Source organism: Marinomonas ostreistagni (assembly GCF_016888445.1).
GTDB lineage: Bacteria > Pseudomonadota > Gammaproteobacteria > Pseudomonadales > Marinomonadaceae > Marinomonas > Marinomonas ostreistagni.
This window is the reverse complement of the sequence record NZ_JAFEKF010000002.1, coordinates 896,474-910,954: the sequence shown is the minus strand read 5'-3', so window position 1 is coordinate 910,954 and position 14,481 is coordinate 896,474. Positions and strand designations below refer to the sequence as shown.

Sequence of the window (14,481 nt, the reverse complement as noted above, 5' to 3'; positions counted from 1 at the left end):
TACACCGAGCCCCTTCTCCAATGACATGTCATTTTAGGAACGTGTCGCACTGGCCAAGAAGACACTGGCCGCCACAAAAATCCCCCCCATGCCACGATTAAGGTTGGCAAGCCCCTTCGGACTGCGGATTAAGCGCCGTAATTGACGCCCACCTAGCGCGTAACAAAATGCCGCAATAAATTCTGTCGCCAAGAAAGTGGCACCAATAATGGTGAACTGAATCGCCATCGGTGCCTGTATATCGAGCAATTGCGGGAAAATCGCGGTAAAAATCAAGATGGCTTTAGGGTTGCTGATGGCGATCAAAAACTCTTGGCGCATGCGAGCGAGGTGCGAACTTTTCACTTCGACGCCGTCGTTTTCCATCGAGCTCAGGTTTTGCTTGGCCGCCAGCCAAGTACGTACGCCTACATACAGTAAGTACACCACCCCTAGCCATTTCACCACATTGAACCAAAACGCTGAGGACACCACTATGGCGCCTAAGCCTAACGCCGACACCAACATCAAGATGGCAAAGGCAAGATTACGCCCAACCACAGCAATGACCGCCGCCCAAGTCCCAGCACGGATGCCGTTGTACATCGCAGTAAAATTATTAGGCCCGGGGCCAAACGAAAGCAGTAATAGGATCGGAGCCACGGTTAACCATAGCTGTAAAGACATGGTGCATCCTTGAAAAAGTCATAAAAAAAGCCGTACAAGCTTAGCTTGTACGGCTTTTCTATTCAAACCTGATCGTTCGAACTAAAACTTCGCAGCGCTGATCGCTCAGCGCGACTGATTAGTTTTTAGTTTTGTCTACGATCTTGTTCGCTGCGATCCATGGCATCATAGAACGTAGTTTCTCACCAGTTTGTTCGATTGGGTGAGCTGCGTTGTTACGACGACGTGCAGTCATTGATGGGTAGTTAGTTGCGCCTTCAGAGATGAACATCTTAGCGTATTCACCGTCTTGGATGCGCTTAAGAGCGTTACGCATAGCTTCACGAGACTGCTCGTTGATTACCTCTGGGCCAGTTACGTATTCACCGTACTCAGCGTTGTTAGAGATAGAGTAGTTCATGTTCGCGATGCCGCCTTCGTACATTAGGTCAACGATCAGCTTAAGCTCGTGTAGACACTCGAAGTACGCCATTTCTGGAGCGTAGCCCGCTTCAGTAAGAGTTTCGAAGCCCATTTTAACAAGCTCAACTGCACCACCACAAAGAACTGCTTGCTCACCGAATAGGTCAGTTTCAGTTTCTTCACGGAAAGTTGTTTCGATGATACCAGAACGGCCACCGCCAACACCCATTGCGTAAGAAAGCGCAACGTTTTTCGCGTTACCAGACGCATCACGGAAGATCGCGATAAGGTCAGGAATACCGCCGCCTTTTACGAACTCAGAACGTACAGTGTGACCAGGCGCTTTTGGCGCGATCATGATTACGTCAAGGTCAGCGCGTGGCTCAACTTGGTTGTAGTGGATAGAGAAACCGTGAGCAAATGCTAGTGTTGCGCCTTGCTGGATGTTTGGTTCGATTTCTTCTTTGTATAGTTGACCTTGGAACTCGTCTGGAGTCAGGATCATAACTACATCAGCAGAAGCAACTGCGTCAGCAACGTCAGCTACTTTAAGACCGTGAGCTTCCGCTTTAGCGCGTGAAGAAGAACCAGCACGTAGGCCTACAGTTACATCTACACCAGAGTCTTTAAGGTTACAAGCGTGTGCGTGACCTTGTGAACCGTAACCGATGATAGAAACTTTTTTGCCTTGGATGATCGAAAGATCACAATCTTTATCGTAGTAAACTTGCATGGTAATTCTCCATTAGAAAACTGTTTTTTTGGTGCTGTATGTTCAGCTTGAGAGAGACAATAAAACAAACATCTCATTGCGTAAAATGATATATTTGCAAAACAGTATCCCAAAAAATGAAACATAAAAAAGATTGGTTAAGTTATGGACACTAAGAGTCTCAGAGTTTTCTTACATTTAAGTGAAAGCCTGCACTTCAGTCGCACCAGTGATGCCTTGCATATGAGTGCGTCGACACTGAGCCGCCATATTAAACAGATCGAAGAAGAGCTTGGCCAAACCCTGTTTATTCGCGATAACCGCTCCGTAGCACTGACTCAAGATGGCGTTAAATTTCAGCGCTACGCGCGTGAAACTCTGGCCGCTTGGGATGTTTTTAAGCAATCACTTGGCACCAGCGCCGAACAACTCAAAGGTGAACTCAGCCTGTATTGCTCCGTGACCGCCAGCTATAGCTTTCTCTACTCTATTTTGAGTAAGTTTCGTGTGCGCTACCCACAGATCGAGATCAAAATCCATACGGGGGATCCAGTACCAGCTATCGGCCGTGTACAAAATAAACACGAGGACATCAGCATCGCCGCACGCCCTAATTCGATTCCTTCGGTTATGGAGTTTAAACGCATCGCCATTTCCCCTTTAGTGTTTATCGCACCGAATGATGACGCCGTGCTTCATAAGCTAGGCGTCAATCAATTGGATATGATTGATTGGCAACAAGTGCCAATGATCGTATCTGAGGAAGGTATTGGCCGCACTCGCATTGATCAGTGGTTTCGCCATAAAGGCCTTAAACCTTCTATTTACGCACAAGTATCCGGCAACGAAGCCATTGTCAGTATGGTGTCTCTGGGGTTTGGTGTCGGTGTCGTACCGCAACTGGTGCTGGACAACAGCCCGCTGGCTGATAGCGTCAAGGTGATTGACGTACATCCGGAGCTGGAGCCTTTTGATGTGGGGCTATTTACCTTAAAGAAAAGCTTAAGCAACCCGATCGTAAAAGCCTTTTGGGATCAGATCAGCGTTTAGCAGACCTAAAAAAAGCGGCCCTAAGGCCGCTTCTCTTATAAGACTGTATTAGTCTTCAATTTTTAGGCTGTCTTTAAGAGACTCAATCGACTCGTTGTAAGACTCTTGTAGGTCTTCCATAGTCTCGTGGTACTTCTCTTCAGCCGCTTCTAGTTTTTCATCGGTATTCGCAGCTTCTTTAGCTTCTTCGAATTCTTGCTTCGCGTCCGCTACTTGTTCATCGTATTCAGCTTTGATGTCTTCCATGCCCGCTTGGAAATCGGCTTTGATTTCAGCCCACTCTTCCTCAGTATTCTCTTCGGTCATGTTTTTAGTGATCCAGCACTCGGCTTTGGCAGTTGAAAGCTCCATTTGAGCATCAAAAATTGCTGACCAATCATTGTCCGCTTTCGCTTGCTCTAGCGCTACTTCTTGCTGATCGATCATCATGCAACCATCGCCATCGTAGTCAGCGTAGGCCATTGACCCAGTCATTGAAGCCGCTGCAATCGCTGCAGCCAAAGTACCTTTCTTCGCGAATGAAACTGTGTTTGTTAGAGCTGTTAGAGTTTTCATAAGTCCGTCCTTTTTTTCCTTCGATGAATGTATGATTTACATATTGGCAGCTCCTCGAAAAAAATAAAGCGGTGATAACTCGGTTACGCTTTTGATCCTATAAAGCACTAAAGCCTGCTGTATCGACACATTTCAACAAAATTTGTCAGCAACTTGTAAGCAGCGTTCAGACAATGAAATAACCCTTGGCAAAAATGGCACGCACAAAAAAACGCGCCGAAGCGCGTTTTGATCGTGACTGACTAAGCACACATTATAGAGACAGCGTCTTCTCACCGCGAGCGATACCAGACACACCGGTACGAACGACTTCAAGAATGTGCATGCCGCCTAACGCTTGCAAGAAGCCATCAAGCTTATCGGACTCACCAATAATCTGTACTGTGTAGATAGAAGGCGTCATATCAATGATGTTGCCACGGAAAATATCCACGGTACGTTTGACTTCAGCACGCTGAGCGCCTGAGGCACGTACCTTAACCAACATCAGTTCACGCTCAATGTGTTGACCTTCGGTCAGATCCACCAGCTTCACCACATCAATCAACTTGTTAAGTTGCTTCGTGATTTGCTCAACTACTTGATCTGAACCAAACGTTGTCAGCGTCAAGCGTGACAACGTCGGATCATCAGTCGGCGCCACGTTTAACGTTTCAATGTTGAAGTTACGCTGCGAAAACAAACCAACAACACGCGACAATGCACCCGGCTCATTCTCCATTAGTACTGAGATAATGTGTCGCATAATTAAGTTCGCTCCGTTTTGCTCAAGAACATATCACGCATTGAGCCGCGTGGTACTTGCATTGGGTATACGTGTTCTTCTGGGTCAACATAACAGTTAATAAATACCAACTGATCTTTCATGGCAAAGGCTTCTTCCATCTTCGCGTCAAGCTCGTCTTTAGTGCGAATCTCAACGTATTGATGACGGTAAGCGTCCATCAAAGTCTTAAACTCAGGCAGTGAATCCAAGTAAGAGTTTGAGTGACGACCTTCGTAGTTCATGTCTTGCCACTGGCGTACCATGCCTAGATAACCGTTGTTCAAACATAGAATCTTCACTGGCAAACCGTACTGTAGACACGTTGATAGCTCCTGAATGTTCATCTGGATACTACCTTCACCCGTCACACACACAACTGTCTCATCAGGGAAGTTCATCTTAACGCCCATCGCCGCCGGTAGACCGAAGCCCATCGTGCCTAGACCACCAGAGTTGATCCAACGATATGGTTTATCGAACTTGTAGTACTGCGCAGTAAACATTTGGTGCTGACCTACGTCTGATGCGACAAACGCATCGCCATTGGTCGCACGCCAGCAAGCCTCTACTGCCGCTTGCGGTTTGATCTTGTCGCTTGACGTATCGTAACGACCGCCATGGACCTGACGCCAAGCGTCAATTTGCTTCCACCACTCTTTGATGTGTTCCTGATTTTCACGTGCAGGCGCATCATCAATCAAAGACAGCATTTCTTCCAGTACTTGCGTCACTGGACCTACGATCGGCACATCGGCGCGGATGGTTTTCGAGATAGAAGCAGGATCGATATCAATGTGGATGATCTTAGCGCTTGGGCAGAACTTGTCTGGATCATTGGTGACACGGTCGTCAAAACGCGCACCTACGGCAAGAATCAAATCACTGTGGTGCATCGCTTGGTTCGCTTCGTAAGAACCGTGCATGCCCAACATACCCGTGAATTGTTTATCCGTCGCTGGGTAACAACCCAAGCCCATCAAAGTATTGGTCACTGGGTATTCTAATTGTTGTGCCAATTTGGTCAGTAGCTCAGAACCACCGCCCATAATCACACCACCACCGGCATAGATCATTGGTCGCTTAGCGGCCAACAATAGATCAACGGCTTTCTTAATTTGGCCGCTGTGACCTTTGGCAGGTGGCGTGTAGGAACGCAGCGATACCGACTCTGGGTAGCTGTATTCGTATTTTTCATTCGGCATCGTCATATCTTTCGGGATATCAACGACAACCGGGCCTGGACGACCGCTGCTGGCAATGTAAAACGCCTTTTTCAGAATCATTGGGATTTCTGAAGGGTGTTTGACAGAGAAGCTGTGTTTCACGATCGGACGAGATACCCCTACCATGTCCGTCTCTTGGAAGGCATCTTCACCAATCAAGTAGCTCATAACCTGACCACAGATAACCACCATAGGGATGGAATCCATAAATGCTGTCGCAATACCGGTCACGGTATTGGTGGCACCTGGTCCAGAGGTGACGAGGACTGCTCCAGGTTTACCTGTCGCACGCGCGTAGCCATCAGCCATGTGTGTTGCTGCTTGCTCGTGGCGGACAAGGACGTGTTTGACGTCAGATTGGCGATGCAATGCATCGTAAATGTGCAGTGCTGCACCACCTGGGTAACCATAAATGTATTCAACTCCCTCATCTTTAAGGAAGCGGGCGATCATTTCACCACCGGATAATAACTCCACCTTGTTAACCTCTATAGTGTTCATCTATCTGCTATTTTGGTGCAGCTATTGTAACCGCATACCAAGCTCAGATTAAAGTTGATAAAACGAAGTTTGCTAAACAAATGAGATGCCTAGAATAAAGGAACACTCAAACGCAAGAAATCGCAGTTTTGACACTGCCCGCGTCTTTTCGCGAGGAGAAGCGCTGAAGTAAACATTCTACTCACAACACTTTGTGTAACGACTATAATCAATCGTATAGAAAGGGGCTGTTGGCCACCATTTAGAAGAGACGATCGGCGGGGTATTGCCAATCAGAAAATCATTGTCTCAAGCGAACCTAAAAGAGTCAACCAAAACCCCGCCGTTATCGCATTCTTCTTGCTCTAGAGTGCCTTTCATGGTGTCATACCCCAATTATGAACTAAGGAGTTTCCGCTATGGCTTCAGAATTGAATCAACAACGAATTATTGATGAATTTTTGCGCTGTTTTCGCAAAATGCTGATTGACCCAGAGTTGGCGGGTGAGTTGGTACGCATTGCCAAAGAACACATTAACGAGCCGAATGCTTATCAAGTAATCGCCGAAGCGGTTTCCAGCCAAACGACCCTAAAAATCCAAGAAGAGCATACCGATGCCGATCGCTTGTTTATTAATCTGCTAATAGACACGGTTAAAGGCGACAGTAATCTTTACTGATCCATACTGCCACAGGAGCATGTCTTCCTGTGGCCACTTTTAAAGCATCTTTGTTGTGTTACCTGACCAGCTAAACTCCCCCGACGCCCTGCAACAACTCGCTAACGACATCAAACAGTGGGCCAAAGAGCTTGGTTTTTCTGACTGTCGCATTGTTGATCCAGAGCTTGAACAATACCGCGATCAATTCAACCAATGGCTAGCCGAAGGTTACCATGGGACCATGGATTATTTGGCCAACCATGAAGACTTGCGTTTTCAGCCCGCCATCCTCCACACAGGGACGCGCCGCATTCTTAGCCTGAGCATGTCCTATTTACCTGAGTCAGTGGAGACAGTGAAGCGTTTGAAAACGCCAGAGAAAGCATACATTGCACGCTATGCACTGGGGCGGGACTATCATAAAACCATCCGTAAACGCTTAACTCAGCTTGCCCAAAGGATCGAACAAGCGGTCGGAGATCATGGTTACCGTGCGTTTGTTGACAGCGCGCCGGTACTGGAGCGCCAAATCGCCGAACAAGCGGGCATGGGCTGGATTGGTAAAAACACCCTACTACTTACCCCCAAGGCTGGCAGTCTGTTTCTACTCGGCGAGGTATTCACCAACTTACCTTTGCCGGTCGACAAACCGCAAACGTCGCGCCATTGTGGCAGCTGCTCTGCCTGTTTAGATAAATGTCCGACTGACGCCTTTGTCGCGCCTTGGGTATTGGATGCAAGCAAATGTATTTCTTATCTAACTATTGAATACGATGGCATCATCCCGGAAGAATTACGCAGCAAAATGGGCAATCGTATTTTTGGCTGTGACGACTGTCAGCTTGTATGTCCTTGGACCAAGTTTGCTAAATACACGCAAGAGTCTGACTTCCAACCGCGTCATAATCTAGATCATGCCGATCTTGTCGAGCTGTTTGAGTGGGATGAAGACACCTTCATGAATAACACCGCGGGCTCACCGATTCGCCGAACCGGTTATGAGAATTGGCGTCGTAATATCGCCATCGCGCTCGGTAATGCCCCCACCAGCGAGTCCATTATCCAAAGTCTGACCCAAGCGTTGCCCAACGCATCAGACAAGTTACGCGTTCATGTTGAGTGGGCCCTAGCGCAGCACGCCGCTAAGTATTAAGACGCATTAACCCTTCTTGCGCCGTAGAGGCCACTAAGTTCCCATCTCGATCAAAGATAGACCCACGCACTAAACCACGCGCCCCACTCGCCGATGGACTATCCGCCACATACAGTAGCCACTCATCGAGCCGAAAGGGTCGATGAAACCAGATAGCATGATCTAAGCTCGCAACATTTAAGTTCGGATGACCGATGGAAATACCATGGGGTTGTAACGCGGTTTCCAAGAACCCATAGTCTGAGGTGTAGGCAAGCATACATTGATGCACCAGCTCGCAGTCTGGCAATGGCGCTACAGCACGAATCCACATGTGGCGTTGCGCTAACCCTGGGCGCGGTCGAAAAGGATTTTGATTTTCGACGATGCGATACTCGATTGGCCGCTCCGCGGTCAGTAGGTGACGAATCTTTTCAGGGATTTCATCAGCATGCTTTTGAAATAAGCTAAGCTCAGAGGTGAAGTTTTCTGGGCCAGGTACATTGGGCATGGCAATTTGGTGCTCGGCGCCTTGCTCAAACTTTTGAAACGAAGCCGTCATGATCAAAATAGGTTGCTGTGCTTGCGAGGCAATCACACGACGCACACTAAAACTGCCGCCATCACGGATCACCTCGACGTCGTATTCAATGGTTTGCTGCGCATCGCCTGGGCGAATAAAATAGCTGTGTAACGAATGTGGAGCACGACCTTCGGGAACCGTTTGTGCCACAGCACTTAACGCCTGACCGATCACTTGGCCACCGAATACCTTAGGAAAGCCCAAATCTTGACTCTTACCGACAAATTTAGTGTCAGAAACCCGATTCAAAGTGAGTAAGTCGATCAAATTATGTATAACACTACGCACTGCTTTTCCCCTATCCCAATAGTGGCTCAATCCGTACAATAGAATGGCTCTTAGCAAGTGCCTCACGGCGAGCAGTCAGTACAGAGTACCATGCCTCTGTAAACCAATTTTGCTTCTACTAGAAAATTACAGCGAGGCCAAATGACATGTCAGATTCTAAGCTAATCGACCCTTTCGGTCGAAACATCGATTATTTGCGAATTTCCGTCACGGACCGTTGTGATTTTCGTTGCACCTACTGCATGGATGAAGACGTAGAATTTTTGCCTCGACGCGATATTTTATCGCTCGAAGAAATTGTGCAAATCGCCACCGCTTTTACACAACTTGGCACCCGTAAAATACGCATTACTGGGGGTGAACCCCTAGTGCGTAAAAACATCTTACAAGCCCTTGAGCAAATCGCCAAGTTACCGGGCCTTGATGAATTAACCATCACCACCAACGGCTCGCAGCTAGAAAAAATGGGGCAAGACCTCTTTAATGCAGGCGTTTCCCGTATCAATGTCAGTTTAGACACACTTAAGCGCGAACGCTTCGCCGAGCTCACCCGTCGCGACAAGCTTGATCAAGTGTTGCGAGGTATCGAGACCGTCAGTGCCCTGCCATTCCAACAAATTAAGCTCAACGCCGTAATTTTGGGTGGCCACAATGACGACGAAGTAGAAGACTTGGTGCGCTACGCCTTGGCCCATAATGCCGACATCAGCTTTATTGAAGAGATGCCACTGGGCGTTATTAGCCATCATGATAGAGCAAAAGTGTATATCTCCAGTGACACGCTGAGAGAGCGCCTGTCAGAGCATTGGCAGCTGTCTGCTTCAGAACGCTCCACAGGCGGCCCATCACGCTACTACGACATTGCCGGAGAGCGCCAACAAATAGGCTTCATCTCTCCGCACAGTCACAACTTTTGCAGCACCTGTAACCGTGTCCGATTGACAGCGGAAGGACGTTTACTATTATGCTTGGGCAACGAACATTCAATGGACCTCAAGTCCATCATGCGCGATAACCCCAACGACGATGTACTGCTGCGCCAGTCTATTATCGAATCGTTGGCCTTGAAGCCTGAAAAGCACCATTTTAATTTAGAAGAAGAGCCGCAAATTTTACGCTTTATGAGCGCCACCGGCGGCTAACAACAATAGGATTTAACATGGCTAAAACACCTACTCCTTTCCGCCCTTTAAACATCAATGTGCTGACGGTTTCTGATACCCGTGGTCTCGCCGAAGACACCTCTGGTGATGCATTGATCAGCATGCTACAAGAAGCGGGGCACACATTAGGTGAGCGTAAGATCGTTAAGGACGATGTCTACGCTATGCGCGCGGTGGTCTCAAACTGGATTGCCGATGACAGCGCGCAAGTCGTCTTGATCACAGGCGGTACGGGGTTTTACTCACGCGACAGCACCCCTGAAGCCATCGCACCGCTACTCGACAAAGAAGTCGATGGTTTTGGTGAGTTATTCCGCCATATCTCTTACCAAGAAATCGGCACCTCTACAGTACAATCGCGCGCTTTGGCAGGTCTTGCCAACAACACCCTAATTTTCTGTTTACCAGGCTCAACTGGTGCGTGTCGCACTGCTTGGAATGGCATCATCAAAGAGCAATTGGATGCGCGTCATCGCCCTTGTAATTTCGTTACCTTGCTACTAGGACCTTACCAACCGCCTGTACACGAGGTGTAATCATGGCAGCCTTAATGCCTTTTCGTGACGCTATAAAACAGATCCAAAGCAGCTTAGAGATCGCGTCAACGATTGAACGTATCGAGCTTATGCAGGCCTTAGGGCGTGTGTTAGCCGCAGAGGTTCATTCTAGCGTGCAAGTACCGCCAGCCGATAACAGTGCCATGGACGGTTATGCGCTGCGCCGACAAGACCTTGAAACAAGCCAAGCCTTGCCTATCTCACAGCGTATTGCCGCAGGTGTGGCACCTGCACCACTACAACCTGGTACTTGTGCGCGTATTTTTACCGGCGCCGAAATTCCAGCGGGGGCCGATGCGGTCGTGATGCAGGAAAACACGCAGCAAGATGGCGATTTGGTCGTATTTCAAGAGCAACCTAAAGCCCACGCCAATATCCGCCCTGCCGGGCAAGATATCGCCAACGGTGCACTTGTCTTGACCCAAGGTAAGCGCTTGTCGGCCATCGATATTGGCGTGCTTGCCAGTATTGGTGTCACCCATGTTGACGTATACACGCCCCTTAAAGTCGGTATTTTAACCACAGGGGATGAGCTACAAACACCTGGGACACCACTGTCGGCTGGGCAGATTTATAACTCTAATGGTCCATTAATGGCGGCCTTAGTGACCCAGTCTGGTCATCAGGTAGAAATGATTCGTCACGCCAAAGACTCGATCACTGCCACCGAAACCGCACTAAGTGAGTTAAGCCAGCATTGCGATGTTATCCTGTCCTCTGGCGGTGTGTCTGTCGGCGAAGAAGATCATGTTAAAGCCACCATCGAAAAACACGGTGCTTTGCACTTATGGAAGATTGCTATCAAGCCAGGTAAACCACTGGTGTTTGCTAATGCTTATGGCACGCCCTTCTTAGGCTTACCTGGGAACCCGAGTTCAACTTTGGTAACGTTCCACTTATTCGCCCGCTTAGCGCTTGCTAAAGCTGCTGGCGAGCAACTGAGCCTGCCTAAGCCTTTTAAAGTAGCATGTGATTTTGAACGCAAAGCCAACGCGTCACGTGATGAGTTTTTACGCGTCCATGTAGATCACAGCATTGCAGTGCCGCATAATCAACAAAGCTCTGGCGCGCTGCTTGCCGCGAGTCAGACCGATGGTTATTTGCATGTCCCTGCTATGACAGAAATTAACAAACAAACTGAGCTCGACTTTTACCCATTCACAAGCTTCTAAACTACACTTTAGATACCCACCTTTTAACTATGGCGAGGTATGCAAAGTGCGAGATAAAAACTGGGAGCAGCAACTGTATGAGCATCAACACGCGATGATTCAGCGTCTTGATGCTCACCGTCAAAAAGAACGCTCGACGCCATTAAGCCAAGATGAAATTATGGCGGTCGAGCATACCTTTCAGCTACTGATCGCCTCCATGCTCGATCTGGCTCGCTATATGCTGGAGCATCATTACGCCATTGATATCAGTACCCGAGATAAGGTGTTAGACGCACTCATCGAGCACCAAGATGTCACCTACGAACAAGGTCAGCAAATTAAGGCCTTGGTCGACCTGCGTCAGAAAATTCTGTTTGACTACCTTGAAGAGAATTTCGATGTCTTGTCGGATGCGCTGCAGTTACGCCGCTATGGACTGGTAGAAGTGTTAACAAAAGAATGGCTAGCAAGGCTCGATAGCACTGACCATTAATTGGCTCAGGCGGTCATCAGCCGCCTGAGCTCAACAGCGCTATTGATACGCTAGCTAAGACACCAGTGCCTGAATGTCATCCGAGCTTAGCCCTAGTAGATATAATACCGCATCAAGTCCTAGATTATTCACCGGACATGGAGCTTGTTCACGCACCAGTGGTTTGGCATGTAGCGCCACCCCCAATCCCGCTGCATTCAACATCAATAAATCGTTGGCACCATCACCGCAAGCAATGGTCTGGGAGACCGGCAACTGATACTGCTCAGTCAATTGCGCCAATAACTGCTGCTTACGCTTAGCGTCGACAATCGGTCCAATGTGCTTACCTGTTAAACGTCCCGCCTCGATCTCCAACACATTGGCATGCACGTGGGTCATGCCATATTCCTGCTGTAAACGATCCGCAAAATATGTGAATCCACCCGATAGGATGGCAGTCTTCCAACCCAATTTGTGTAATGCTTTCATCAGAATGGCGATACCGTCCATGTGCACAATACGTTGGTAAACATTATCCATGACCTCACTGCTTAACCCTTCTAGCAAGGCTAAACGCTGTACAAAGCTTTCAGTGAACTCAATTTCACCACGCATAGCACTGGCCGTAACGGCCGCGACTTGTGCGCCGATACCCATTTCCACCGCTAACTCATCGATCACTTCCGCTTTGATCAAGGTCGAGTCCATATCAAAGACCGCAAGGCCCGTTTGAGACGTTGAGGGAGATTGCACTTGCAACACATGGTCTACGCCAGTTTCGTTGGCAAGGGCTAACAACTCTTGACGGTATTGGCTATGTTTACCATCCGCCAGAGGAGTGCTAATGTCGTAACGTTGCACGCTAACGTCGGCTTGGGGATGAGTTAATAATTTTTTTTGCGCCTCAAGCTGGTGCTGAGCAAACCAGGTGTATAATTTGCGCTCACTGTTGGCAAGCTGGTCGCCAATTAAAGTAATCGAAGCAGACATAGGTACTCCTAATAATGGGGAATATAACTATACCAAATCACCCCAATGAAGCTAACTGCAACTACTTACTAAAGAATGTTGTAATTGACCCGACAACAAATCAACAATATATGACGTATCAATCAGATACCTACTGACAGCATATTAGGACGTCGATGGACACCTTGAAGAAATTATCCGCTGGATACTACAAAGTGCTTAAGAAGTGTTCTTCAGCAAGCCTTTTGCTGAGCGCGTACGTAGCCTTCTTAATCATTACCTTGGCAACGGTTTGGTTCTCAGTTACCTCAGCGGTTAATAATTATTTGAATCAACAGACGGATGTACTCGGCAGCAGCTTGGCGACACAAGCTGCCTTCAACGCCACCCAATCGATCTTAACCAACGACCTGCTTAGCTTAAATGTACTACTCAATCGATTGGTCGTGAGCGACAGCATTTTAAGCGCGCGTGTTTACAACAAAGAAGACGAGCTGCTCGCTGAAGCCCATCGCAATGGTAGTCAAGCAGCCAGTGAAGCCGAACTGCGCCCAAGCGAAAAACACCGAGTTTACAGTTCCCCAATTCGTTTTCGTGACGACATCGTCGGCCATGTGTTAATCACACTCGACAAAACCTCTAATCAGAGCACTCTATCTCATATCAGTAACTTAATGATCGGCTTAGGGATTATCCTCACAGCGATCACGGGGTTAATTCTATTGCTACTGCTGCGACGTTTGCAGTTGCCGATTAGTCGTGCCACGGATGCCATCGAAGCTTACACCAATGGCAATCCAGATATGCCACTACCCAAGCGCACTTACAAGGAAGCTCAGGAGCTTATTTATCATGTTAAAAAGCTGCAAACACTAGAGCTTTCTGCGCCGTTAAGCACCCCACGAAACAGTAGTGAAGAGCAAGAAACGGTCTCCGAAGAAGGCCAATTTGAAATTAACTTCGAGCGCATTATCGAAGAGACCGAACGCGAATCTTGTGTACTGTTCATCCAGTTTAAACATTTATCACAGTGGAATGAGACGCTACCGCCACTGCAAGTCGCCAACCTACTCACTCCACTGTATCGCACCATCTTCTTGGCCAGCGAGTACTACAATGGACAAGTCCATCAGTATCAAGATGATAGTGTGTTGATGTTGTTCCAAGCTAAGAACTGTGATGACAATCTGTACATGAATGCTGCCTGCTGCGCTGAGCTCATTAGAGGATTGCTAAAACAATTAATGAATACTGAGCTGTATGATGATACGCCCGAAATTGTTTACCACATGGGGCTTCATCGTGGTAACGAATGGACATCGCAAATGTACGAGCAAAACGCTTTAAATGAAGACGATTTAGAGCCGATCATGCAATCAGCCAAAGCTCTATCTCACTCCGACACCAACAATCACTTGGTCATGAGTGAGGAAGTGATTACAGTCCCTGATATTCAAAACCGTATTATTCTAAGCTTGCCAGAAATCATTGAGCTTGATGAAGAGGAAGTGCTGGCATACTCAGTGAAGGGCTTATCAGATAAATTCCGTCTGCGCGTCCAAGAGCAACTGGATAGCCTTGAACAGAGTTAACACAGCAACGAGATCTAAAAAAGCCCCATTATGTTGGGGCTTTTTTGTGGGC

Annotated in this window: 15 protein-coding genes; 8 read left to right on the top strand and 7 right to left on the bottom strand. The window is 47.9% G+C overall.

The annotated features are described in order from the left end of the window. Window positions 1-33: 33 nt before the first annotated feature. Both JQX58_RS09710 and ilvC read right to left on the bottom strand, forming a co-directional pair. Window positions 34-666, bottom strand: coding sequence for a LysE family translocator (locus tag JQX58_RS09710; RefSeq protein ID WP_204146627.1), 633 nt, complete (start codon window positions 664-666; stop codon window positions 34-36). A 118-nt stretch (window positions 667-784) separates the two neighbouring features. Next, on the bottom strand, window positions 785-1,801 hold the full coding sequence (gene ilvC / locus JQX58_RS09705; RefSeq protein ID WP_204146626.1) for a ketol-acid reductoisomerase: 1,017 nt from the start codon (window positions 1,799-1,801) through the stop codon (window positions 785-787). Window positions 1,802-1,945: 144 nt separating this feature from the next. Here ilvC and ilvY point away from each other — a divergent pair, with 144 nt between their 5' ends. After that, window positions 1,946-2,830, top strand: coding sequence for an HTH-type transcriptional activator IlvY (ilvY, locus tag JQX58_RS09700; RefSeq protein WP_204146625.1), 885 nt, complete (start codon window positions 1,946-1,948; stop codon window positions 2,828-2,830). 48 nt (window positions 2,831-2,878) lie between these two features. Here the strand turns inward: ilvY and JQX58_RS09695 are convergent, their stop codons facing one another. From JQX58_RS09695 to JQX58_RS09685, 3 genes are all read right to left on the bottom strand, one after another. Next, window positions 2,879-3,385 (bottom strand): FliH/SctL family protein, encoded by a 507-nt coding sequence (locus JQX58_RS09695; RefSeq protein WP_204146624.1) that lies wholly within the window; start codon window positions 3,383-3,385, stop codon window positions 2,879-2,881. Between the two features lie 253 nt (window positions 3,386-3,638). Beyond that, window positions 3,639-4,130 (bottom strand): acetolactate synthase small subunit, encoded by a 492-nt coding sequence (ilvN, locus tag JQX58_RS09690; RefSeq protein ID WP_204146623.1) that lies wholly within the window; start codon window positions 4,128-4,130, stop codon window positions 3,639-3,641. A gap of 2 nt (window positions 4,131-4,132) precedes the next feature. Further along, the gene (locus JQX58_RS09685; protein ID WP_204146684.1) at window positions 4,133-5,851 is read right to left on the bottom strand and encodes an acetolactate synthase 3 large subunit; all 1,719 of its coding nucleotides are present in this window, start codon (window positions 5,849-5,851) and stop codon (window positions 4,133-4,135) included. A 422-nt stretch (window positions 5,852-6,273) separates the two neighbouring features. Here JQX58_RS09685 and JQX58_RS09680 point away from each other — a divergent pair, with 422 nt between their 5' ends. After that, on the top strand, window positions 6,274-6,534 hold the full coding sequence (locus JQX58_RS09680) for a hypothetical protein (protein WP_204146622.1): 261 nt from the start codon (window positions 6,274-6,276) through the stop codon (window positions 6,532-6,534). Window positions 6,535-6,589: 55 nt separating this feature from the next. Continuing rightward, window positions 6,590-7,669: a tRNA epoxyqueuosine(34) reductase QueG gene (gene queG, locus JQX58_RS09675; RefSeq protein ID WP_204146621.1), complete on the top strand. Its 1,080-nt coding sequence runs from the start codon at window positions 6,590-6,592 to the stop codon at window positions 7,667-7,669. Here queG and JQX58_RS09670 read toward each other — a convergent pair. Then, window positions 7,659-8,519: an acyl-CoA thioesterase domain-containing protein gene (locus JQX58_RS09670; protein ID WP_204146620.1), complete on the bottom strand. Its 861-nt coding sequence runs from the start codon at window positions 8,517-8,519 to the stop codon at window positions 7,659-7,661. The genes queG and JQX58_RS09670 overlap by 11 nt on opposite strands. Window positions 8,520-8,665: 146 nt before the next feature. Here JQX58_RS09670 and moaA point away from each other — a divergent pair, with 146 nt between their 5' ends. The 4 genes from moaA to JQX58_RS09650 are packed head-to-tail and all read left to right on the top strand — an operon-like array spanning window position 8,666 to window position 11,886. Next, window positions 8,666-9,661, top strand: coding sequence for a GTP 3',8-cyclase MoaA (moaA, locus tag JQX58_RS09665; RefSeq protein WP_204146619.1), 996 nt, complete (start codon window positions 8,666-8,668; stop codon window positions 9,659-9,661). Window positions 9,662-9,678: 17 nt separating this feature from the next. Continuing rightward, a complete protein-coding gene (moaB, locus tag JQX58_RS09660) occupies window positions 9,679-10,218 on the top strand; it encodes a molybdenum cofactor biosynthesis protein B (protein ID WP_204146618.1) in 540 nt (179 codons plus the stop codon). 2 nt (window positions 10,219-10,220) lie between these two features. Next, entirely contained in the window at window positions 10,221-11,411 is a 1,191-nt protein-coding gene (locus JQX58_RS09655; RefSeq protein ID WP_204146617.1) for a molybdopterin molybdotransferase MoeA, read from the top strand. Window positions 11,412-11,457: 46 nt separating this feature from the next. Further along, on the top strand, window positions 11,458-11,886 hold the full coding sequence (locus JQX58_RS09650) for a HepT-like ribonuclease domain-containing protein (protein ID WP_204146616.1): 429 nt from the start codon (window positions 11,458-11,460) through the stop codon (window positions 11,884-11,886). Between the two features lie 54 nt (window positions 11,887-11,940). Here the strand turns inward: JQX58_RS09650 and serB are convergent, their stop codons facing one another. Further along, window positions 11,941-12,858, bottom strand: coding sequence for a phosphoserine phosphatase SerB (serB, locus tag JQX58_RS09645; RefSeq protein WP_204146615.1), 918 nt, complete (start codon window positions 12,856-12,858; stop codon window positions 11,941-11,943). 155 nt (window positions 12,859-13,013) lie between these two features. Between serB and JQX58_RS09640 the strand changes: the two genes are divergently transcribed. Continuing rightward, complete coding sequence (locus JQX58_RS09640; protein ID WP_204146614.1) at window positions 13,014-14,429, top strand: AhpA/YtjB family protein; 1,416 nt, start codon at window positions 13,014-13,016, stop codon at window positions 14,427-14,429. The last annotated feature ends 52 nt before the right edge of the window (window positions 14,430-14,481 follow it).